Origin of the sequence: Microcoleus vaginatus FACHB-2002 (assembly GCF_040004035.1) — a bacterium.
Lineage (GTDB): Bacteria > Cyanobacteriota > Cyanobacteriia > Cyanobacteriales > Microcoleaceae > Microcoleus > Microcoleus vaginatus_C.
The window spans coordinates 86,049-110,344 of sequence record NZ_JAMPLN010000003.1 but is presented as its reverse complement, the minus strand read 5'-3'; the positions used below and the strand labels follow the sequence as shown (position 1 = coordinate 110,344).

The following is a 24,296-nucleotide window of genomic DNA, read 5'->3' as shown; positions in this document are numbered from 1 at the left end:
CCTTTTTTCCGAAAAAATCTGAGAGATTGAGCCATCAGTTTAAACTTTTCATAACTTGGCGTTTAGCCATTTTTAATTTTTGAATTCCCGAAATCTGAATTTGTTTTTCCTGCTCGATTTGGTGCTGCCTTTCTGCTTCAACAAGAATTTCTGCCAAGTCGTCGAGCCTGATATCTGGCTGGGCAACAACTTGGTTGAGAACAGTTTGCCAACCTCTCACAATTCGGGCAACAGTCGTAGCCTCAAATAAGTCTATTTTGTACTCAAATAAGCCTTGGATTCCTTCTGAAATCTCCCAGAGAGTGAGGCTTAAGTCGTGTCTCGACATACCGACATCGAATTCTAGAACGCTCAAAGTCAAATCGCCTAATTTCAGGGGTGGCATGGGCGCATTTTGGAGAACAAACCAGACTTGAAAAAGCGGGTTATAGCTGAGATTTCGCTCTGGCTGCAATTCCACAACGAGCTTTTCAAAAGGAACATCGGGGTGAGCGTAAGCTGCTAACGCTACCTCGCGTGTTCGACCGAGTAGTTCGCGGAAAGTTGGATTACCTGCGGTGTCAATTCGCAGCACTAAAGTATTGACAAAAAATCCAATTAGTTCTTCTAATTCAAGCAGGTTCCGGTTGGCAATAGGAGAGCCAATAGCGAGGTTTTCCTGCTTTATGTGGCAATATAGCAAGGATTGAAACGCTGCCAACAACGTCATAAATAGGGTGACATCTTGTTGCTGGCTGAGGGTTTTTAGCCTTTCAGTTAAAGAAGCAGAAATCACAAAAGATTGCTGCGACCCTCGGAAAGTTTGCACGGGAGAGCGCTGCTTATCTGTTGACAGCACAGCTAAAGTGCCACCCAATTGCTGTTTCCAATAAGCGAGCTGTTTCTCTAATTTCTCTCCCTGGAAATGCTGGCGCTGCCAACTGGCGAAGTCGGCATACTGCACAGGAAGTTCAGGCAGCGGGGAGGGTTGGTCAGTGGAAAAAGCTTCATAAAGTGCGGCTACTTCTCGCACCAACACGCCCATAGACCAACCATCAGAAATAATGTGGTGTATCGTCAGCAGCAACACATATTCTGCCGAACCAAGTTGCAGCAAAGTGCTACGCAATAAGGGCGATCGCGTTAAGTCAAAGGGGCGTTGGGCTTCTTCAAGAGTACGCTGCTCAATTTCAGCTTGCTGCTCAGTTTCTGGTAAATGTTGCAAGTTTACCACCGACAAAGCGAAATCCAAGGAAGGAGAAATCAGTTGAACAGGTTCCCCGTCCACTTCTGCAAAAGCAGTCCGTAAAACTTCGTGACGCCTGACAATTTCATTGAGTGTTTGTTGCAGTGCTGACAAATTCAATTGCCCTTGCAAACGCACAGCAGCAGGAAGGTTGTAGGCAGGGTTTTCGGGAGACAATCGATCGAGAAACCACAGCCGTTGCTGGGCAAAAGAAAGGGGAGCAGAATTTTGCTGCGATCGCCTGGGAATACGCTGAGATTGCTCAGCCTGTACTGCCTTTTTGCCCAAGGCTTTGAGGAGGAGCGCTCGCTTTTGGGGCGAGAGGTTTTTCAGTCGTTCTGAACGATTAGTAGACATGATGATTCACTTCCTCGCAGTGGTCGCTGTTTGTGATAGTTAAGGAAAGCTTTGCTGCTATTTTTAGCTGGTCGTTTAAAACAAAATTGATATCTGCTTCAGTGGTGAGGGGGTTGGCAAGGACGACTCGAAAAGCAACAATGGGAATGGTTTTGCCATAACAGGTGTTTTGCACGGTTGTTCGCGATACGAAGGTGTGACCGGCTCGCCGCTGCGCCTCCTGAAGGCGCTCGTTAAATTGATTAATGAAGTGGTTGTCTGCTTCGGTTAGTTGTTTTTTGGCTGCTTTTTCCCAGAATGTTTCTGGAATGTAGCGGTATAAAAGAATATTAATTTCTGGTTCTAGCAGCAATTCAAATGCTGGATTTTCCCGAATTAAATTAGCCAAGTGCTGCGTTTTATGGATGCCTGCATCTATCAAAAACTCATAGCCTTGATGGCCGATGATATTCAACGCGGCTTGCAAGAACAAACTCGCACCTGGTCGAGAGCCTTCGAGAGAGCGCTTGCCTAGATCGATCGAGTCTTTTCGCACCGTGTAGGGCGCGTTTTTTTCAATAACTTTGGCAGTTTGGGGATTGCGGAATAAAACCAGACCGATTCCCATTGGCAAATACATTTGTTTGTGTCCATCTATGGTGACGGAATCTGCTAGTTCAATGCCTGCGAATTTGTGCCGGTGACGTTCGGAAAAAAGCACAGGACCGCCCCAAGCGGCATCGACGTGAAAGTGAGCGTTTGCTTCTTGCGCGATCGCGGCTATTTCTGGAAGCGGATCGATACTTCCCGAATCGGTGCTGCCTGCAATACCGATAATTGCCAGAATGTGCAGATTGCGATCGCGACATTCGGCTACAGTTTGGCGCAGCGCTGCCAAATCCATGCGGTGATTGGAATCGGTGGGGATTTTTAGGAGATTGCGATCGCCAATACCTAATAAACCGGCAGCTTTTTCAAAAGAATAGTGCATCAAACTCGATCCGATTATCACCATTCCCTTGTAGCCGTAAAACTCTAAAGCTGCGTACAAGCCTTCTTTTTCAATGCCACCAAAGTTATTTTTGGGCCCTAAAGAAGCGTTGCGAGCGCACCACAGGGCTGTTATATTAGCCAGGGTGCCGCCCGTTACCATGATACCGAGCGTGCTGTCATTTTTTTGAATGTGCTGGTTATAAAAATCCTCAGAAAAATCGTAAATTAATCGGTGCATCATTGCCAAAGTCTGGCGCTCGCAGGGGCTTAAAACTTTGGCAGTTTCCATCTTGACTAAATTTTGATTCATCGCGGTTACAAGCTTCGCGATCGGGCGCACAAAATAGGGAAGTGCGCTCGTCATGTGACCGATATATCGCGGGGAAGATGTGTGAATGGAATGAGCAACGAGGGTTTGGGTCAAATCATCGATATAATTCCCAACATCTGTAGGAAGGGCGGGAATTTTGTTTTCCCTAAACTCCTGAATAATTAACTCTAAGTCAATATCTGTACTAGCGGTTTTTGCGTACAAAAAGTCTTGAACAAGGCCAGAAATTCGCTCCTCCATTGCTTCCTCGGCCAAAAATGACTTTTCTGAGGCACTGAATAGCTCCATTAACTTTTCTTCAAGTGGGGTAACAGAGGCTTTTAATTGCTCCATTACATCTTGAGAATCTTTGGCTTTGACTGTTAGTTTACTCATCCCGAATCCATCCTTTTTAATGGGCTTTTTGGCTTTCCTATCCCCAATCAAAGCTTTAAGGGGATAGGGCTTTTTATGCTTTTTTAGAAACGCGCTCTTTACTCAGTCAGCATCACAGTTTGTGCTTCCTCTTTTTCTAAGAGGTCGAGCAATTCATCTATCTGGTTAGAATCAGCGTTTGCCAGAATTTCTTCCTCGACCATTTCAGCTAAATTCTGAATTGTGGGAGCGGCAAAAAAATCGCACAGCGCTAACTCTATCCCAAAGCACGATCGCACTCGCGATATTAACTGTGTTGCCATCAGAGAGTGACCGCCGAGGTCAAAAAAGTTTTGGTTAGTTCCTACTTTTTCTAGCCCTAAAAGAGCAGTCCAAATTTCAGCAATTTCTTCCTCTGTGGGCGTTTGTGGCTCAGTGAAGGCTGTTTCATCAGAAATGTAATCGCACCTTTGAGATAAGGCGAGGCGGTCAATTTTTCCGTTGGGCGTTAATGGCAGCGCATCTAATAGCACAAAAGCTGAAGGCACCATGTAATCGGGGAGTTTGTGCTTCAAGAATGAACGCAGTTCGGAAATAAGTTCTGGGTGCTGATCTGTAAACCCTGAGTTAGGAACTAGGTAAGCGACTAGGCGTTGACTGCCCGGTGCATTTTCCTGAAGCAAAACAGCAGCGGTGGACACAGAAGAATGTTGAGAAAGTGCTGCCTCTATTTCTCCGAGTTCGATGCGGAAACCGCGAATTTTTACTTGGGAATCGCCACGGCCCAGAAATTCTATATTACCATTACCATCCGGCAGGTAACAACCGATATCGCCTGTTTTGAACAAAACTTTTTGATGAGAATTACCGACAAAATCTAATTTTTGTTGCCCAAACGGGTTAGAAATGAATTTTTCCGAGGTTAATTCGGGGCGGTTTAAGTAGCCCTTTGCCAATCCATCGCCACCGACGTAAATCTCGCCGGGAATTCCTATCGGAACGGGTTGCAAATTGCGATCGAGCAGATAAATTTGCGTGTTGGCGATCGGGCGACCGATTGGAACTTTCTCCACACAGTTAGTTGCATCGTACCACGTCACGTCTGCAGCTACTTCAGAAGAGCCATAAAGATTGATTAATACCCGCTGGGGCATCTGCTCTCGAAATTGCTGGCAAAGTTCCAGCGGCAGAGTTTCTCCGCTGCAAATCCAATATTTTAATTGAGGCAAACGCCTGTCTAAATCAGGGAAGGAATCTAAGATAGCGCGCAACAAAGAAGGCACCAGCACCAGTCGCGTTACATTTTGCTTTGATAAGGTTTGAAGGAATTGGTTAATATCTTTGACGGCTCGATCGGGAATAATGACAGTGGGCAACCCATGCAGCAAAGGAGCAAAGATTTCCCAAACCGAATCGACAAAATTTAAGGACGTTTTTTGACAGCAAATATCTTCTTCGATAAAAGGGTAGGGGTTCCAAAAACAGCGATTGACTGTGCCTCGGTGGGTGCCGAGTACCCCTTTGGGAGTGCCTGTCGAGCCGGAAGTGTAGAGGACGTAAGCGAGGTTATCAGCTTCCACTTTAACACCGGGGTTGCGATCGCTCTGCCGGGAAATTTCCTGCCATTCGGCGTCGATACAGACGACTTTAGCACTGTGTTCGGGGAGGGTTTCTAGGAGGTTTTTTTGAGTCAAAAGCACCGGAACTTTTGCGTCGGCCAGCATGAAGGATCGGCGTTCTTGGGGATAAGCAGGATCGAGAGGAACGTAAGCGGCACCGACTTTTAAAATGCCCAAAATGGCCACCAGCATCGACAGCGATCGCTCTAAGCAAATTCCCACCAAAACTTCGGGTTTTACGCCTAGAGTTTGCAGGTAATGCGCGATTTGATTGGCTTTGGCATTCAATTCGCGGTAAGTCAATTGTTCATTTTCGCAAATTGCAGCCACTGCATCTGGGGTTCGCTCTGTTTGCGCTGCAAATAATTCGTGAATTGAGGAATTTTTGGGGTAATCCGCTTGGGTGTCGTTCCACTGGACAAGTAATTGCTGGCGTTCGGCGGCGCTCAATAGGGGCAATTCTGACAGTTTCCGCTCAGGATTGGCAGTCATTCCTTCCAGTAAAGTTTGCAGGTGTCCGAGCATTCGTGCGATCGCACTGTCCTCAAAGCGGTTGCTACTGTAACCAATTTTGAGCGCCAACTCCTCACCCGGCACCACCGTCAGCGTTAGAGCATAGTTCGTCTTTTCAAAAGAAAGAACGCTTTCTATTTCCAGGTTTTGAACCCGCTTCTGCAAAGAAGACTCTAAGGGATAGTTCTCAAAAACTACCAGCGTGTCAAACAAAGGCAGCCCGCGCGGCACTTCGCTCCACCGCTGCACCTCTACCAAGGGGCTGTATTCGTACTGCCGCGCCTCTATTTGTCGATCCTGCAACTGCTTGAGCCAAGACAGCAGCGAGTCTTTTGGGCGAATCTTGACGCGCGCGGGCTGGGTGTTGACGAACAGCCCCACCATCGATTCTACTCCCGCCAAGTCTGGTGGACGACCGGAGACAACCGTTCCAAAAATAACGTCTTCCTCGCCGCTGTAGCGGCTCAGAAGCAGCCCCCAGGCTCCTTGCACTAGAGTGTTCAGCGTCAATTGCTGCTGCCGAGCTAACGATCGCAGCGCTGCTGTTGTCGCTACAGAGAGCAGGATTTGCTGCTCGCGATCGCTTTCTTCTCCCGCAGCGCCGCCAAAACCCCGCTCAATTGGCATCGGCGTGGGTGCGGTAAAGCCTTGGAGGCGCTGCCGCCAAAACGACTCAGCCTCAGACAAATTCTGCTGCTGTATCCAAACAATGTAGTCGCGATAGGGGCGCGGGCGCGGCAAGGATAATTGCTCGCCGTTGAGTTCGGCTTGGTAAAAATCAAAGACTTCTGTGAGGATGGCGGGGTTAGACCAGCCATCTAGCAGCAGGTGGTGGTGGCTCCAGATGAAATAATAAGTATCTTTTGCCAGTTTGATCAGAGTCATCCGCATCAACGGCGGTTGCCGCATATCGAAACCCCGCTCGCGATCGCTTTTGAGAAAGGTTTCTAGCTGCTGTTGCTGTGCTGCGGGCGCGAGCCCTTGCCAGTCGCACTCCTCCCAAGGCAGTTGGACTTGCCGGTACACGACTTGAACGGGTTCTTTGAGGCCTTCCCAGACGAAGGAAGTACGCAAGATGGGATGTCGATCGGTCACGTGCTGCCACGCCTGCTTGAATGCCTGCGCGTTCGCCAGTTTGCGAAGCGTGCAAGTTAATTGCTCGAAATAAACTCCCGAGTTGGGAGAGTAGAGGGTGTGAAAGAGCATCCCCTGCTGCATGGGCGAGAGGGGGTAAAAATCTTCAACGTTGCTTTTGCCCATTTCAAACTTTTCCAATTGCTGAAAGAATGTCTTCTAGGTCGTTTTGCGTCCACTGGCTCCACTTGAATTCTGCAAAGTCAGAGGGAGTGCAGCCGACTGCTTCGGGTTCCTGGGAAGCCAGGGCGATCGCTCGCAGGGCTTCGGCAAATTTTTGCGCTAAATTCTCCACCGTAGAAAGTCGGTGGATTTCCTCGCTGTAAGTCCAATCCATTCGCAACTGCCCGCCCGCAACAAATCCGTTAATTTCTATCAAATAGCTGCGGTTTCCTTCGGGGCTAAAAGGCTGCCCGACGGATTCCCCAGACAGGGCAAATAAAGATGATTCAGGGAGAACTTGGTCGAACTGTCCGAAGTAATTGAAACTCACCTCGGCTGGAGGGAGCGAGATCAGTTTCTGGGAAATTTCGCCGCCAGCGAGATATCGCAGCAACCCGTAACCCATACCGCGATTCGGGATGGCGCGCAACTGTTCTTTGACAGCCTTTAAGCCATCTGCGGGAGTGGAAGCCTCGCCGAGCGACAGCAGTACCGGAAACACGGAAGTAAACCAACCCACAGTCCGCGAAACGTCTGCATCTGGGAAGATATCTTCCCGCCCGTGCCCGTCTAAATCAACCAGCAGCGATTTCTCTCGGGTCCACTGGGCAAACGCCCACGCCAGCGCTGCCAGCAGCACGTCGTTAATTTGGGTTCGGTAAACTTTGGGAACTTCGTGCAGCAAGACGTTAGTGTCTTCAGCCGCGATCGCCACCGACACGGTGCGCGACTGCGCTACCGCATTGCTTCCCCCAGCGAAATCTACTGGCAGGGGAGAAATCGGCTTTTGCAGGTGTGCCAGCCAGTAATCGAATTCTTGGTGCAACGCTTCTGACTGAGCGTATTCAACCAGCCGCTGTGCCCACTGTTTGAAAGATGTCGTCTTCAGCGGCAGCGAGATTGCAAGACCCCTGCTCAACTGCTCGCAGGCATTCTGCAAGTCTTCCAGCAAAATTCGCCACGATACGCCATCGACAGCTAAGTGGTGGATAACTATTAGCAGGCGCGAAGGTTGCTGCGCCCCCAGATCGAACAGAACAGCGCGCGCGATCGGCCCTTCTGACAGGTTTAAACTTGCCTGTACTTCATTAGCCTTGGACAAAATTGCACAACTTTGCTCATTTGTCAATAAATTAGATAAATCTAATTTTTCAAACGGCACGGCTCCCCCCGGTTCGGCATTGAACTGCTGCCAGCCAGATTCGGCGGGCGCAAAGCGCAGGCGCAGGGCGTCGTGGTGCGTCAGAAGTTGCGCGAACGCTCGCTCCAGCAGCACTGCTTCGAGGGGTTGCCGCACTTCTAACATCACGGCTTGATTCCAGTGGTGCCCACAGGCAAAATTTTCTTCAAAGAACCACTGCTGCACGGGAGTCAGCGGCACCGCGCCCGTCACCGGTTTTTGCTCGGCTCGCACAGCCTCGACAGTGCCAGCAGCGGCTGCCAGAAACGCGATCGTCTGGTGCTGGAATAGCAGTTTGGGAGTCAGTTGAATCCCCGCTCGATTGGCTTTGGCGACAATCTGAATGCTGAGAATCGAATCTCCGCCCAACTCGAAAAAGTTGTCGTGTATGCCCACTCGCTCGATTCCGAGAACCTCCATCCAAATACTGGCTAGCTGCTGCTCGATGCCGCTGCAAGGAGCCGCGAAAGTCTCTTCCAATTCGGATCGCGTCAAGTCGGGCGCTGGCAGCGCAGCCCGATCGAGCTTGCCGTTGGGCGTTAGAGGCAGTTTCTCCAGCAAGACGAAGGCAGACGGCACCATATACTCTGGCAAGCGTTCTTGCAAGAACTGGCGCAGCTCGCTAGAAGACAGTGAAGAATTTTGCTCTCGGGCGTCGGGGACGACGTAAGCAACGAGACGCTTGCGAGCGTTCGCCTCTTCCGACACCAAAACCGCACTTTCCCGCACTGCCGGATGCTGGGAGAGTACCGCCTCAATCTCTGCGAGCTCGATGCGGAAGCCACGAATTTTCACCTGATTGTCAATGCGACCAATTAGCTCGATATTGCCGTCTGGCAAGTAGCGACCTAAATCCCCAGTTTTGTAAAGGCGATTTGAAGGCCCGAAAGCAGAAATTTCTTCGCAGAAGGGGTTGGCAATGAATTTCTCAGCGGTTAATTCGGGTCGGTTGAGATAGCCTCGCGCCAAGCCTGCACCGCCGACGTGCAGTTCTCCGGGAACGCCGATCGGCACGGGCCCCAAGACAGCGTCTAAGATGTAAAGCTGGGTGTTGGGAAAGGGCCGTCCGATGGGCACTAACTGCTCGCCCGCTAAATTTCCCGTCGCGCTTTCAAAATAGCAACTGTCGATGGTGGCTTCAGTGATGCCAAAGGAGTTAATCAACCGAGTTTCAGGGCCGCAAAATTGCCGGAATTTTTCATATTCCGAGGCATACCAACTGTCTGAGCCGCAGACGACGATTTTCATAAAGTCGAGCCGCTGTCCGCTCTCTTCTAGGTACTGGATCAGGTTCCTCAAGACGGCGGGAACGAATTCGGCACAGTCGATCTTTTGCTGCCGCATCAGTTCGTAGAGTTCCTGCGGCGCGAGCAGCTTCTCGCGATCGCACAGCACCAGTTTGCCGCCAGAACACAGCGATCGCATCAAGTCACCGCTAAAAACGTCGAATGAGAAGCTGGCCATCTGGAGGTGAGATGTTACCCCAGAGCGAAGCCCATAAGTGGTTTCCCAGCCTAAATAGGCATTTACCAGACTGCTGCGATTGACAGCCACCCCTTTAGAGCGTCCAGTAGAACCCGAGGTGTAGGTAACGTAAGCGAGGTTTTCAGGCGTGGCTGTGTTAGAGGGATTTTTTTCGCTCTCCAGGGCAACTTGCTCCCAGTCTGCATCCAAACAAACGACTGTGCAGGAGTGCGGGGGGAGCTTGTTTAACAGGTGTTGTTGCGTCAGCAGCAGTGGTGCCCGGGCGTCTTCGAGCATATAAGCCAAGCGCTTCGGCGGGTAAGCGGGGTCTAGGGGCAGGTAGGCTGCACCTGCTTTGAGGACGCCCAGAAAAGCCGCGATCGCCTCCAAGGAGCGATCGACGCAAACGCCCACCAGCACCTCTGGACTTGCTCCCAGCTTTTGCAAGTAATGCGCGATTTGGTTTGCCTTGGCGTTGAGCTGTCGGTAGGTTAGCTGCTGGTTGTCAAAGACTGCCGCCGGAGCGTCGGGGGTTTGCTCCACCTGTTTTTCAAACAGCTCCTGCGGGCACTGGTTGGGCAAATAACCCGTATTGGTGTTATTCCACTGCAGCAGTTGCTGCTTTTCGGCTGCTGTCAGCAGGGGCAAGCTGGAGAGGCGCTGCTCTGGATTAGCGGCGATACCTTCCAACAAGGTTTGCAAGTGTCCGAGCATCCGGGTAATGGTGGCGCGATCGAACAAATCCGTGCTGTATTGCACTGAGGCTTGCAGCTTTTCCCCCACTTCTTCTAAATCCAAGCTCAAATCACACTGCGTCGTATTCGTTTCGACCTCGAGCATACTTAAAGTCAATCCCGACAGCTCCAAGGGCGGCATGGGGTTGTTCCGCAACTGGAACATAACCTGAAATACCGGGTTATAACTCAGACTGCGCTCGGGTTGCAGTTCCTCAACCAGTTTCTCAAATGGCAAGTCTTGGTGCGCGTAGGCTCCCAAAGTCACCTCGCGCAAGCGTTGAAGCAATTCTCGAAAAGTAGGATCGCCGGAAACGTCAGTCCGCAACACCAGCGTATTGACAAATACGCCAATGAGTCCTTCAATTTCCGCGCGGTTGCGGTTGGCGATCGGCGAGCCGACTAGCAAGTCTGTCCGCCCTGTATAGCGGTAGAGCAGCGCTTTAAATGCCGCCAGCAGCGTCATAAACAGGGTAACGTCCTCCCGCTGGCTGAGGTTTTTGAGGGCGGCTGTCAGCTCCTGAGACAGCAATAGCGACTGGGTTGCGCCGTTTGAGGTCTGAATTGGAGGTCGGGGTCGATCGGCTGGCAGTTCCAGCAAGGGAGGCGCTCCCTCCAACTGTGGCTTCCAGTACGCAAGCTGAGTTTGCAGCACTTCGCCGCAGAGCCAGTTGCGCTGCCAGATCGCAAAGTCGGCATACTGCACGGGAAGCTCTGGAAGCTGCGGTTGGTTTCCGGCGGATAAGGCTTCGTAAATTGCCGCCAGTTCCCGCGCCAGCACTCCTATCGACCAGCCATCTGAAACGATGTGGTGCATCGTCAGCAGCAGGACGTATTCTTCTTCGCTAAGCTGTAGCAAAGATGTCCGCAGCAAGGGACCTCGCTCCAAGTCAAAGGGCTGTTGCGCTTCCTTTGCAGATAGCTGCTTTACGGCTGCCTCTCGATCGCTCTGGGGGAGTTCTCGCAGGTCTATTACTGGCAGATGCAGGCGAGAAACAGGGGGAGCAATGACTTGAACGGGCTGTCCCTGAACCTCTGTAAAAGTCGATCGCAAAGCTTCGTGCCGGTTGAGGATTTCGTTGAAAGTTTGCTCCAACACGGCGACATTTAATTTGCCTTTGAGCCGGATAGCGCCTGGGAGATTGTAGAAAGATTTTCCCGCCTCGAACTGGTCGAAAAACCACAGCCGTTGCTGGGCGAAAGACAAGGGGATCGAGTCGCCTTCTTTCCTTCTAGGAATTCTGCGATCGCTTGAGGATTCTACCCCCTTTTCTCGTAGCATCACTTCCAGCAATGCGCGTTTTTTTGCAGATAGTTTCAAATAGCTCATTTGACCCTGATTAATTTTGACTAGACTGCTGGACTTAATAAGTAGAGGGAGAGGCGATCGCCAATTCCCGATCGGGGACAGAAGTTTTCTCGGCTAGCATTCGCTCTACTTCTTCATCGGAAAGTTCCGCAAGACTAAGCAGCAATTGAGCGGTATTTTCAACGTTCTCTCGCTGCGCGGGATTTTCCACCAGGGCCGCGGCTTGCTCGGATGCGGTAGGCGACTCGAAGAAGGAGCGCAGGGGGACATCTACCCCGAAAGTGTCGCGCACGGCTGAGATGATTTGCGTTGCTAGTAGGGAGTGCCCTCCTAAATCGATAAAAAAGTTGTCGTGAATGCCGATTTTTTCCACTCCGAGTATTTCAGCCCAGATGCCTGCGAGAACTTTTTCAACCGGGGTGTTAGGCGCGACAAAGGTTTTCTGAAGGAATGCGGCATCCGGTGCGGGAAGAGCTTTGCGGTCTATTTTTCCGTTGGGAGTTAGAGGCAGCGATTCCAGCATGACAAATGCAGACGGCACCATGTATTCCGGCAGCTTTTCTTGCAGGTAGGCACGCAGGTTGCTGATGCTGGGAAGTTTGTCTTGGTTAAGCACTACATAAGCGACTAAGCGCTGGTTACCGGAACCGTCATCGCGCGCGCTCGCCGCCGCATCTTGCACCGCGGGGTGCTGTCCGAGAGTTTCCTCAATTTCTCCTAACTCGATTCGATAACCCCGTACTTTCACTTGATGGTCGCTGCGCCCCATAAATTCAATATTTCCGTCGGGGAGATAGCGAGCCAAGTCCCCAGTTTTATAGAGGCGTTCTGATAGAATGAAGGATGAAGAATGAAGGATAAATGAAGCATATATTCCCCCCTGTGCAAAGGGGTTAGGAATAAACTTCTCTGCGGTCAGTTCCGGTCGGTTTAGGTAGCCTCTGGATAAGCCAGCCCCCCCAATATGCAGTTCGCCAAAAATACCAACGGGAACCGGCATTAAATAGCGGTCTAAAATGTAAATTTGAGTGTTAGCAATAGGGCGACCAATGGAAACTGATTCATCTTTGCAGTCAACCTGATAGAGAGTAGACCAGATGGTGGTTTCTGTCGGGCCGTATAAATTCCACACGCAAGCGCCCCGCAACTGCAACAGATTGGCGAGCTGTTGGGGTAAAGCTTCTCCCCCGCACAGTATTTTTAATCCCTCGCTTCCCTGCCATCCCGCTGCTAAAAGCATTTTCCAACTGGCTGGAGTAGCTTGCATAATGGTTGCGCCAGAATTATTTAAGGTTTCTAACAGTTTTTGTCCGTCAGATACCACTTTTCGGCTGGCGAGAACGACGCGAGAACCGGTTGTAATAGGCAGGAATAACTCCAGGGCTGCAATGTCAAAAGATAAGGAGGTGACTGCCAGCCAAATATCTCGGTCTGCAATCGCGAGCTGCTGGCGCATAGAATTCAAAAAGTTGACGACAGCAGCGTGGGAAATTTGCACCCCTTTGGGTTTTCCTGTTGAGCCTGAAGTATAGATGACATAGGCTAAATTGGCAGAATTTTGTAAGCCAGCAGCTGGCTCGGTACTGCTCGATATGGCTTCCCAGTCGGCATCCAAGCAGGCGACGTGGGCGCTGTTTTCCGGCAGGGTTTCTAACAGCCGTTTCTGAGTTAAAAGAATTGGAATTGCCGCATCTTTTAGCATGAAGGCGAGGCGCTCTGGCGGATAGGCCGGGTCGAGGGGAACGTAAGCGCCACCAGCTTTGAGGATGGCAAGAAGTCCGACCACCATTTCTAGGGAACGCTCGACATAAATTCCCACCAAAACTTCTGGCTTGACGCCGAGTTTTTGCAGGTAATGCGCGAGTTGGTTGGCTCGTTCATTCAGCTCGCGGTAGGTGAGTTTTTGGTCTTCAAATACGACGGCAATGCCATCGGGAGTTCGATCGACCTGCGCTTCAAATAATTGATGAATGCAGCGATCGCTCGAATAATCGGCGCGGGTGTCATTCCACTCTATCAACAACTGATGCCGCTCTTTTTCCCCGAGCAACGGTAGCTCTTCAATCCGCCGCTCTGGGTTGGCAGCTATGCCCTCCAGCAACGTGAGAAAATGCCCCGCCATCCGCCTAATAGTTACCGCATCAAATAAATCGGTACTGTATTCAAACTGACCGCTAATTTCTTCCTGCTTTTCTTCTAAATACAGCGTTAAGTCAACTTTTGCTGTCTGATTCTCAACATCTAACAGAGTGAGATTGAGTCCGGCTATTGATTCCGCTGCAACAGGTGGAGTTTGCAAAACAAAAGCAACTTGGAACAGTGGATTGTAGCTCAAATTTCGATCGGGTTGCAACTCTTCAACCAGTTTCTCAAACGGCAAATCCTGGTGAGCGTAAGCTTCTAAACTCACCTCCCGAATGCGAGCGAGCAACTGCCGAAAAGTGGGAGTACCTGACAAATCAGTTCGCAATACTAAACTATTGACAAAAAACCCAATTAGCCCTTGAATTTCCGCTCGGTTGCGGTTGGCGATGGGAGAGCCAACGGGGATATCTGCCTGTCCTGTATAGCGATAGAGCAACGTTTTAAAGGCTGCTAGTAGCGTCATAAACAGGGTGGCATTTTCCTGGCGGCTGAGCTTTTTGAGGGCTGCCGTTAGCGTTCTGGAGATGAGGAATGATTCTTTTGCGCCCCGATAGGTTTGCACCGGGGGGCGGGGGCGATCGGCTGGCAATTCCAGCAAGGGGGGAGCGCCACTAAGCTGCTTTTTCCAGTAGTTAAGTTGAGTTTGCAAGCGATCGCCCGCAAGCCATTCCCGCTGCCAAATAGCAAAATCGGCGTACTGTATGGAAAGTTCGGGAAGTGGGGATGGTTTTGCCATCAAAAACGCTTCGTAAAGCGCTGCTAATTCTTGCAGAAAGACTCCGATTGACCAGCCATCAAAAATAATGTGGTGTAGCGTCAGCAGCAAGACATATTCCTCAACATCTAACTGTAGCAAACTAGCTCGCAACAGCGGCCCTTTGGTTAAATCAAAAGGTTTGCTAGCTTCTTCTGCTGCCAGTTGTTTTACTTTTTCTTCTCGCTCAGTTTCAGCCAATTGTTGCAGGTCTAAAACTTGCAGCCCGAAATTAAATTTCTGACCAACCACCTGCACGGGTTGACCGTCTACAGTGGCAAATGTCGTCCGCAAAGCTTCGTGACGGCGCACAATTTCCTTGAAACTTAGCTCTAGCACTACTACATTTAGCCTGCCTTTTAGTAACACAGCCGCCGGAAGGTTGTAAAAAGGGTTTTCCGGTTCAAATTGATCGATAAACCACAGTCTTTGCTGGGCAAAAGAGGTGGGAAATGCAAATACTTCTTCTTCGGAAGCATTCGCAGAGTCGCGAGTATCTGTGGGAGGTTTTTCGGAAAAATGCACCGTCATTGGATTGGTAACTGGTAGTTGGTAATTGGGATTGCAGCCGATATTTAGGGATTAGTTATGAGTTATTGGCTGCAATTCCATGACTCATCACTGATTTGTGCTTAACGCAAAGATGACAGTTTCATGCGGTACGCCGATCGCGAAACGGGCGCGATCGCGGGTTCTTCAACTGTTGCGTTTTTGTTTTTGGCTTCAGAAATCTTTTCTGCAAGTACGGCGAGCGATTGTCCTGCAAAAATATCGCACAAAGGCAATTCTATCTGACAAGATTGTCGTACCTTTGCTGCTAATTGAATTGCCAGGAGCGAATTTCCTCCTAGTTCAAAAAAGTTATCGGTAATGCTTAACTGTTCGATGCCGAGAACCTCACAGCAAATTCTCGCTAACATTGCCTCAATAGGGGTGCGCGGTGCGACAAAAATCTTTTCTTTTTGAATCGCGGCCTCCGGTTCAGGCAGTGCCTTGCGGTTAACTTTGCCGTTCTCCGAAAGCGGCAGCGCGTCCAAAATTATAAATGCAGAAGGCACCATATAATCGGGCAGTTTTTCGCTCAGGAATTGGCGCAATTCTTCAACCGCAGGGGCAGCGTTTTGTTGTGGAACGATATATGCTACTAAGCGCTTTTGACTGTGCTTTTCTCCGAAGGCGGTGACAATGGATGCTTTGACTGCTGGGTGCTCGTTCAAAGCAGCTTCAATTTCTCCTGCTTCGATGCGGAATCCTCGAATTTTCAGGCGGAAATCTTCTCGCCCTAAAAATTCGATGTTGCCGTCAGGGAGGAAGCGCCCTAAATCTCCCGTTCGGTACAAGCGATCGCCCGTGACGGGGTGCGTGAGGCAACTGGCGCGAGTTTTTTCTTCATTCCGCCAGTATCCTTTTGTCAGTCCAACTCCGGCACAGCACATCTCGCCGGCAACCCAGACAGGACAGTCTTCGAGCCTTTCATTCAAAATGTAATAGCGTGTATTAGCGATCGGCGATCCGTAGGGAATGCTTTTCCAAGAAGGGTCAACAGTTTCTACCGGATACCAGATGTTCCAGAGAGTGGTTTCAGTTGGTCCGCCGACACTGACAACGCGACAGTCTTTGACGATCGCACTTAACCTCTGAGGCAGCGTTATCGGTATCCAATCTCCGCCGAGAAACGCCCAGCGCAAGCACTCTGGCAACACCTCAGAACGTCCGCCAGCGTAATCGAGCAGCATTTCCATCATCGGCGGAACCGAGTTCCAAATGGTGACGCGCTCTTTTACCATCAATTGAGTCCAGTGATCGGGGTCTAGCCGTTGTGCGGCATCGGGAATGACGATCGCTCCCCCGACTGCTAGGATGCCGAAGATATCGTAAACCGACATATCGTGGTGCAGTGCGGTGACTGCGATCGCGCGATCGCACTCGGTCACATTAAACACTTGGTTGGTCTGAGCGATCGCATTGACTGCACCGCGGTGCGCGATCGCCACGCCTTTCGGCAAGCCAGTTGAGCCGGAAGTATAAATCACATAGGCTAAATCTTCCGGTCCCTGCACCGACTCCAAAGCTTCGCTGCTTTCGGCAGCCAATTCGTCAGTATCGAGACAAATTCGCCGCACATTTTCCGGCCATTCCCATCGCTGATTTAATTGAGATTGCGTTAAAACAATCTCAACTTCGCCATTTTCCAGCAAATACCACAGCCGCTCTTTTGGTAGCGCCGCATCTACGGGCAAATAAGCTGCCCCGGATGCCAGAATACCCAGCACAGCGACGATTTGCTCCCATCCTTTTTCCATGACGACGGCAACCAACTGGTTGGGGCGAGCTCCCAGCTTCCGCAATCGGTGAGCGACTTGATTCGATCGCAGATATAGTTCCTCGTAGGTGAGGGTGCGCGTTGAAGTAATCACAGCAGATTGCTGCGATCGCTGGGCTACTTGCTGAGCAAACAACTCGTGCAGCAATACATCGGGAATGGGTGCTTCGATGCCGTTTCCGACGGCTTGCTGCTGCAACTGCGCCTCTTCTTGCCAAGCTGACTCCGAGCTTGCGAGGCGCTGCAACAGGCGGCAGTAGGCATCAAACATATCGTCGATTAGCCCTTGGGGGAAGAGTTCTTCCACCACATCCCAGTTCAAGAATAGAGTGCCGCCAGCTTCGCTGTACTGATTGTCTATCCAAACTTGGGGGGTTTGACCGACGACGTAAACAACCTCTCCGATTTCTGCGATCGCGCCCAGTATGGAAGAATCGCTTTGTCCGGGGTTATTCTGCGGATTAGTCGTGAATACCACTGGCATCGGTGCCGCCGATGTTCTTCCCAGCAGTTGCGCCAATTCTCGCAAAACGCGCACGCCGCTGACGTACTGGTGCTCTAGATCGTGCCAAAGCTGCTGAGTCAGGCGTTTTGCCCGAACTTCAAAACTTTCTCGGCGCGAGTTGTCTACCTCCAGCAAAGTAAACGAGGCAAACTCGCCGATAATGTCGTTGACTTGCGGGTGCAGTACAAGGCGGTTGAAGCGCGGCACGTTGAGGGTAAACCGAGGGCTTTTGCTCCACAGGCCCAGAACTTCGGCATAAGCAGCCAGCAAAACGCCTGTCGGAGAAAGCGCCGATCGCGCGGCTCTGGCTTTAAGTTTTTTCCAGGTTTCCGGCTCTAGCTGAGCGCTCCAGCGCTTGAAGCGAGGCTGTGTCAGGGAGCTGGGATGCCTGGCTAAGGGGAGTTCCGGCGCTGGTGGCAGAGTGGCGAGGCGATTTTTCCAATACTCTAAAGATTGCTGGAAAAATGGGGAATCTTGGAGCGCGATCGCAGCTAAAACGTAGTCGCGGAATGACAGTTGCAAAGGCGCGATCGCTGCGTTGGGATTGCGGTAAAACTTCACCAAATCTCGGAAGAGAATTTGATAGCTCCAACCGTCAATGCACAAGGCGTCAATGCTGACGTGCAAGCGGATGCGGCGATCGCTCAGAAGCGAGGCGCGAATCTCGAAAAGTGGCCAGCGATCGAGCGGCAGCACTTGGTGAGACAGGGATTCGCGAATTGCTTCGAGTTGGGAATTCACCGCCTCTGGGCTTTGTCCGCGCAAATCTAATACTGGAATTGCATAAGCTGGCACTGTTTCTAAAATTTGCTGTTGCCCGTCTGGATGGACGATCGCGCGCAGCATATCGTGGCGTTCCACCACTCGCTGCCACGCGAGGCTAAACCGCTCTAAATCTATATCGTCGCCTTCAATTTCTACATAGCCGTGAATGGCGACATTTCCCATTTCAAAAAAGCTATTTCTCCCGATCCAGTACGCCTGCTGCATTTCGTTGAGCGGAAATGGTTTGTAGCGATTTTGGGGATCGGGGACGATTTCCGGCAGTTGCACAATGGCGCGGGGTTCGATCGCCTGGTGCGCTTTAGCAATGGCGATCGCTACAGCCAAACTTTCCACCGTCGGGGATTGAAACAAACTGCGCAGCGGCAACTCTACCTGAAACGCTTCTCGAACTTTAGCAATCAGTTGCGTTGCTAGCAGGGAATGTCCTCCGAGCTCGAAGAAATTGTCGCCAATTCCTATTTGTTTGATGCCGAGAACCTGACTCCAAATTTCAGCGAGTAACTGTTCTTCCCGAGTGCGAGGTGCAAAAGCTGCGTTTAATTCGGATCTTTCTACATCGAGCGCTCTGAGCGATCGGCGATCGATTTTTCCATTAGATGTTAAAGGCAGAGCCTCTAGCAGCACGAAGGCTGAAGGAATCATGTATTGTGGCAGCTTTTCTTTGAGAAAACTACGCACTTTGCTAATTAAAGATGGCTGCTCAGTGCTGAATTCTGAGCTGAATTCTGAGCTAGAAACGATATAAGCCACCAAGCGGTTTTCGCCTGAATTATCCTCCCCAAGCAGCACTACACTTTCCCGCACTGCAGGATGCTGGCTCAGTACCGCTTCAATCTCGCCCAGTTCAATTCGGAAACCGCGAATTTTGACTTGATTGTCGCTGCGGCCTACAAATTCAATCGTTCCATCTGGCAGGTAGCGGGCAACATCTCCAGTTTTGTACAACCGCGCCTGGATTTCCTGACTGAAGGGATTGGGAATAAACTTTTCGGCAGTTAGTTCGGGTAGGTTCAAATAGCCTCTGGATAAGCCAGCGCCGCCGATATACAGTTGGCCCAAAACGCCTACGGGAACCGGCTGCAAATTTGCGTCCAGAATGTAGAGCTGGGTGTTGGGAAGCGGGCGACCAATCGGGATCGAACCGCGCTTTGATGCAACGGATTTTATCGGATGGATTGCTGTCCAGACAGTGGCTTCTGTGGGGCCGTAAAAGTTCCAAAGGGGGAGGTTCCACTCAAGCAACTCAGAAGCGAGTTCTGCAGGCAAAGCTTCTCCGCCGCAAATAATTAGGCGCAGACTCCATTTTGGCTCGCGATCTGCTGTTTTTTGAGCGTCAATCAGTTGCCGAATTGCTGAAGGAGTTTGATTGAGAATTGTAACTCGTTCCGAGCACAGCAATTGGTAAAAAGCCGAGGGCGATTGAGTCACTTCGAGAGGGACGATAACCAGCTTGCAGCCGTGAACAAGTGCTCCCCAAATTTCCCATACGGAGAAGTCGAAAGCGTAAGAGTGAAAAACAGTCCAAGCGTCGCCCTCGCTAAAATTAAATAAGGGGTAAGTGGCTGCAAAAAGATGAACGGCGCTGCGATGGTTGACTTGAACGCCCTTGGGTTTCCCTGTCGAACCTGACGTATAGATTACATAAGCGAGACAATCGGAGGTTACATCGCTCAAACAATTTTCTGTGCTTTCGATCGCGATGTTTTCCCAGTCTGAATCAAGCAAAACTTCACTCGGCGCCCGATCGCGAATCTTCTCATATATATGCGACTGCGCCAGCAGCACTTGAACCTGGGCATCCTCCAGCATGAAGCTCAAGCGTTCACTTGAATACGCCGGATCGAGCGGAACATAAGCGCCGCCAGCCTTAATAATTCCCAGCAATCCCACCACCATTTCTAGGGAGCGATCGACATAAATTCCGACGCGGACTTCAGGTTTTACACCGAGTTTTTGCAGGTAGTGCGCGACTTGATTCGCCTTTTGGTTGAGTTCCTTATAAGTTAGCTGTTGGTTTTCAAACACCACCGCAACGGCATCCGGCGTCTGCTGCGCCCGATCTTCAAACATCTGGTGAATTGTAGAATCTTTTGGATAATCGACTTGCGTGTTATTCCACTCCACCAACAGTTGATGCCGTTCGCGATCGCTCAGCAATGGCAACTCGTCCAGGCGCCGATCGGCATTCGCGATAATTCCTTCGAGCAAAATCTGAAAATGCCCGTGCATCCGCGCAATCGTGCTGGGTTGGAACAGGTTCGTGCTGTACTCCCACGTCGCCGTCAACCCCCGATCGGTTTCTTCCAAAAATAGCATCAAGTCGAAATTAGCCGTGCCGGTATCAATTTCATGGGAATTTAAGGTCAGCCCTGGCAATTCTATAGTCTGCGTCAAGCCGTTTTGCAAGGCAAACCCCACTTGAAACAGTGGCGAGTAGCTCAAATCTCGCTCTGGCTGCAACTCCTCGACCAGCTTCTCAATCGGTACATCTTGATGCGCGTAAGCGCCTAATGCCACTTCTCGCACGCTCCTTAGCAACTCTCGAAAAGTCGGATTTCCATTTAAGTCAGACCGCAGCACTAAAGTATTGACAAAAAATCCAATTAATGCTTCTATCTCGCGGAGATTGCGGCTGGCGATGGGAGAGCCCACTAAAATATCTGTCTGCCCCGTGTAGCGGTAAAGCAGCGTCTTGAAGGCTGCCAGCAACGTCATAAATAGGGTGGCTTTTTCTTGCTGGCCCAATCCGGCCAGCGCCGAGCTCAAATCTTTGGGCACCTCCCAAGTTTGTCTCGCACCCTGGAACGTTTGAACGGCGGGGCGAGGAAAGTCTGTTGGTAAATTTAGAATCGGCAAGCTGCCGCTTAACTGCTGCTTCCAGTAACTTAGTTGCGTCTCTAATATTTCTCCTTGCAACTGCTGGCGCTGCCATGCCGCAAAGTCGGCGTATTGAATTGGCAGCGGGGAAAGCAAGGGTAAACGATTGCTAGAAAAAGCTTGATAAAATTCTGCCAACTCCCGGAGAAATACCCCCAGGGACCAACCATCAAAAACAATATGATGCACGGTTAGAAGTAAGACGTGCTCTGTTTCGTCGAGGCGCAGCAGTTTGGCGCGCAGCAAAGAGCTTTGCCCCAAGTCAAAGGGATCTCGCGCTTCTTGGGCCGATAGCCTTTGCACCTGGGCCTGGCGATCGCAAAGGGAGCGATCGCTCAAATCTATCAGCGGCAGCGTCCAATCGCCCGCAGCAGCGACAACCTGTATCGGTTGCCCTTCCACAGCGGTAAACGCACTTCTCAAAACCTCGTGCCGATCGATAATTTTCTCAATACTTTGCCTGAGTGCTTCTGCATTCAGTTGCCCCGTCACCCGAACCGCACCGCAGAGGTTATAGAAGGGGTTTCCCGGTTCCAATTGGTCGAAGAACCACAAGCGCTCTTGGGCAAAAGACAGGGGAAGATGGTGTGATCGAGAAACTGGTCCAAGGACGGCTGCTTTGGTATTTCCTGTTAGTTGCTCTAAAATTTGCACTGCCAGTCGAGCAATGCTCCTATCCTCAAACAAATCGGCAACCGATACAGTAACGCCCAAGTCACTCTCTATTTGATTTTTTAACTCAAAAATTCTTAAAGAATCTAGTCCAAAGCTACTGAGCGGTCGATCGATAATATTTTGTGTTTTCCCGCTGGCACTGAAGTGGATTGAAGATTCCTCTTCCGTCGCCTTTAGCCGACTTTGGCTATTAGCCGGGGAATTCATTTCCCGGCGGTTTACCTGCTGCCAAAGGTAAGCCTCAAGAAGCGGCTGCTGTTCTTCTAAATCTGCTCTCAGCAAAATTTCTCGCGTGAGTTGATTGTCGATTTCCATCGAATCAGCTAACTCTAAAATGCTACTGGCGACTACTTCCAAATTGTCAGCTAGAAAGTCAGCATAGGCGGCGCGACGTTGAATTTTACCGCTGGTCGTTTTCGGAATGCTTCCGGGCTTAATCAGCACTACTCCATAAACTTGCACTTCATATTCTTGAGCAATGCGGGCTCGGATGGCGCTGATAATTTCCTCGGCATTATCCGGCGCTTTGCGAGATTGTAATTCTTGGACGATAACGAGCTGTTCTTCGCCTGCGACTTCCACCGAGAATGCCGCGATCGCCCCCTGCCGCAAACTGGGATGGCTGCGCTCTGCTGTTCTTTCTATATCTTGGGGGTAAAGATTGCGACCTCGGATGATAATCAAATCTTTGAGTCGCCCTGTAATAAACAGTTCTCGATCGCGTAAAAAGCCTAAATCTCCTGTTCGCAAAAACGGCCCTTCGCTGGTATCTGAAAGATATGCTTGAAAAGTTTTTTCTGTCTCTTCTGGGCGATTCCAATAGCCTCGCGCAACTGTTTCGCCAGCTACCCAAATTTCTCCGACTTCCTGCGGCTGGCACTGCGTCAGAGTTTCGGGATTGACGATCGCAACTTTAGTGCCAAATTCAGGGAAACCGCAGCCGACTAAAGTTCTCGCGCCCCCCTCGCCTTCGACAACTTCTACAATGTGATTATTTTCCAGCGCCCCAGCGTCAACAGGCAAGAAAGTCGGTGTTGTCCCGCTGCGAACCGTGGCAATTTTTAGCGTGGTTTCTGCCATTCCGTAAGCAGGACAAAAGGCATCCGCCTGAAAACCGCAGGGTTCAAAAGCTTTGGTAAATCGCTCTAGGGTTTCTTTGTGGATCGGTTCTGCGCCGTTATAGGCCACGCGCCAACTACTCAAGTCGAGCATTTTTTGGCCATCGCCCAAGATTTTGCTGATTTTGCTAGCACACAAGTCGTAAGCAAAATTTGGCCCGCCGCTGTGGGTAGCTTTGTAGCGCGAAATCGCTTCCAACCAGCACATCGGGTTCTGAATAAATGCTGCTGGCGGCATGAAGTAAGAGGGAATTCCCAGATACAAAGGTTTGAGCAGTCCGTCAATTAACCCCATGTCATGAAAGGGGGGAAGCCACGTTACGGCAACGCTTTCGGAATCGTGGTCAAAGCCTCGGTGAATGTATTCGATGTTGTACAAAACGTTTGCGTGGCTCACCATTACGCCTTTGGGGGTGGAGGTTGAGCCGGAAGTGTACTGAAGATAAGCCACTTCGTTGGGATGGATGGGTGGCTGCTGCCACTTTTCGCCGTCATCGGCAAGCGCCTCTGCTGTCAGCCAGTGCAGCCCTTTGAGTTCCGGCGCTTGATCGCATAGCTGCTCTAAATTTTCCAGGTGTCGCGCGGGAGCGATCGCAACTGTTGCTCCTGCGTCTTTGGCGATCGCACTAATTTTCGCTAAATTCCGTTTCAGCTTCGGCGGATAGAGGGGAACCGCGATCACTTTGGCGTACAAACATCCAAAAAAGGCGGCGAGATAGTCCAATCCTGGTGGGAAAAGCAGTAAGGCTCGTTCGCCAGTGAGTCCCAATGTCTGAAGTCGCACGGCGTGCGATCGGGCGATCGCGTCTAACTCTCGATAAGTCAAACTGGCGGTTTCAGTTTTTCCGTCTAACAGAAATGTATATTTCTGCTCTGGTTGGTGTAATGCTCTGTTTTTTAGAAGTTCTACTAAATTGGTACAACTTTCGGTGAGTTGGTTTCCCTTAATGCTTGCGTCACTCATCGATTCTTTTTACCTATAAATCTTGTTTGCAGTACGCCAACCAGTTCCGCCAAATTCTTTTCACATAGACTTTTTGTGAACAGTTGTCGGGCGTTACGAGTCTCCCATCAGCGCGTTTGAGTCTTCAATCCGGGTATTAGCGCTTGTTTTCACGTTTTGTTGTCGATCGGGCTGTTCGGCAATGGCTCCGGGGCGATTGCAGTCCGAGTCAGCTTCGATATCAGCTTCGGGGGCTTTACGGCTATCGACTTTAAGCATAGTAGGTTAGATGACATTTATTGTCAAGAGTCTTTTGCAAGTTTGTTGACTCCTATCATTTCCTATATGACAATCTTTTCTAACTCTTGCCATAGCATTGTAGGCGATCGTTTGTCTAGCCCTGACAGCAAGCATAATAGGCAAGTGGTGCACAACTAGCTAGATGGGTCTGACCCCCTATCTTAAAATGCAATTAGTTTTCATTAGTTAACTCTTGACAGATGTAACTGCTGTGTTATCTAATTAAGGCACTTTCTCATTAAGCGTCCAGCGACTACTTCCTTTAACCGAGGAAGGTGCCCACCGTGCGCGATCGTCCAGAGCGCCACCGGACTGAGGCGTTCGTCCTCACGCGCTTCCTGCCAGACAAAGGCTGCTAGCGACGGGAGAATCGGCTCGAAGTGCGCCCGACAACTAGGTCGTATCTTCCGCAGGTCAGTTTCAAGAGGTAAACAAGAGCAGCAACGCTGCCACAAATCATGTTGTGCAAGCAACGCAAACCACATATCCGAAATTCCATTCATTGTTGATTCAAGA

General features: G+C 50.6%; 8 protein-coding genes. All 8 read right to left on the bottom strand.

All coding sequences use genetic code 11. The features are described from left to right. Positions 1-34: 34 nt before the first annotated feature. The gene (locus tag NDI35_RS03450) at positions 35-1,582 is read right to left on the bottom strand and encodes a condensation domain-containing protein (protein WP_445311511.1); all 1,548 of its coding nucleotides are present in this window, start codon (positions 1,580-1,582) and stop codon (positions 35-37) included. Further along, positions 1,572-3,260 carry a pyridoxal-dependent aspartate 1-decarboxylase PanP gene (gene panP, locus NDI35_RS03445; RefSeq protein ID WP_445311510.1) on the bottom strand — a complete coding sequence of 563 codons (1,689 nt, stop codon included), beginning with the start codon at positions 3,258-3,260 and terminating at the stop codon, positions 1,572-1,574. The genes NDI35_RS03450 and panP overlap by 11 nt, the downstream gene beginning before the upstream one ends. 98 nt (positions 3,261-3,358) lie before the next feature. Continuing rightward, entirely contained in the window at positions 3,359-6,631 is a 3,273-nt protein-coding gene (locus NDI35_RS03440) for a non-ribosomal peptide synthetase (protein WP_445311509.1), read from the bottom strand. Between the two features lies 1 nt (position 6,632). After that, a complete protein-coding gene (locus NDI35_RS03435) occupies positions 6,633-11,375 on the bottom strand; it encodes a non-ribosomal peptide synthetase (RefSeq protein ID WP_445311508.1) in 4,743 nt (1,580 codons plus the stop codon). A gap of 34 nt (positions 11,376-11,409) precedes the next feature. Further along, positions 11,410-14,784, bottom strand: coding sequence for a non-ribosomal peptide synthetase (locus NDI35_RS03430; protein ID WP_445311507.1), 3,375 nt, complete (start codon positions 14,782-14,784; stop codon positions 11,410-11,412). 101 nt (positions 14,785-14,885) lie between these two features. Further along, positions 14,886-23,501, bottom strand: a complete 8,616-nt coding sequence (locus NDI35_RS03425; RefSeq protein WP_445311506.1) for a non-ribosomal peptide synthetase — start codon at positions 23,499-23,501, stop codon at positions 14,886-14,888. Between the two features lie 93 nt (positions 23,502-23,594). After that, on the bottom strand, positions 23,595-23,759 hold the full coding sequence (locus NDI35_RS03420; RefSeq protein WP_445311505.1) for a hypothetical protein: 165 nt from the start codon (positions 23,757-23,759) through the stop codon (positions 23,595-23,597). A gap of 239 nt (positions 23,760-23,998) precedes the next feature. Next, positions 23,999-24,283: a hypothetical protein gene (locus NDI35_RS03415; RefSeq protein ID WP_445311504.1), complete on the bottom strand. Its 285-nt coding sequence runs from the start codon at positions 24,281-24,283 to the stop codon at positions 23,999-24,001. Positions 24,284-24,296 lie beyond the last annotated feature (13 nt).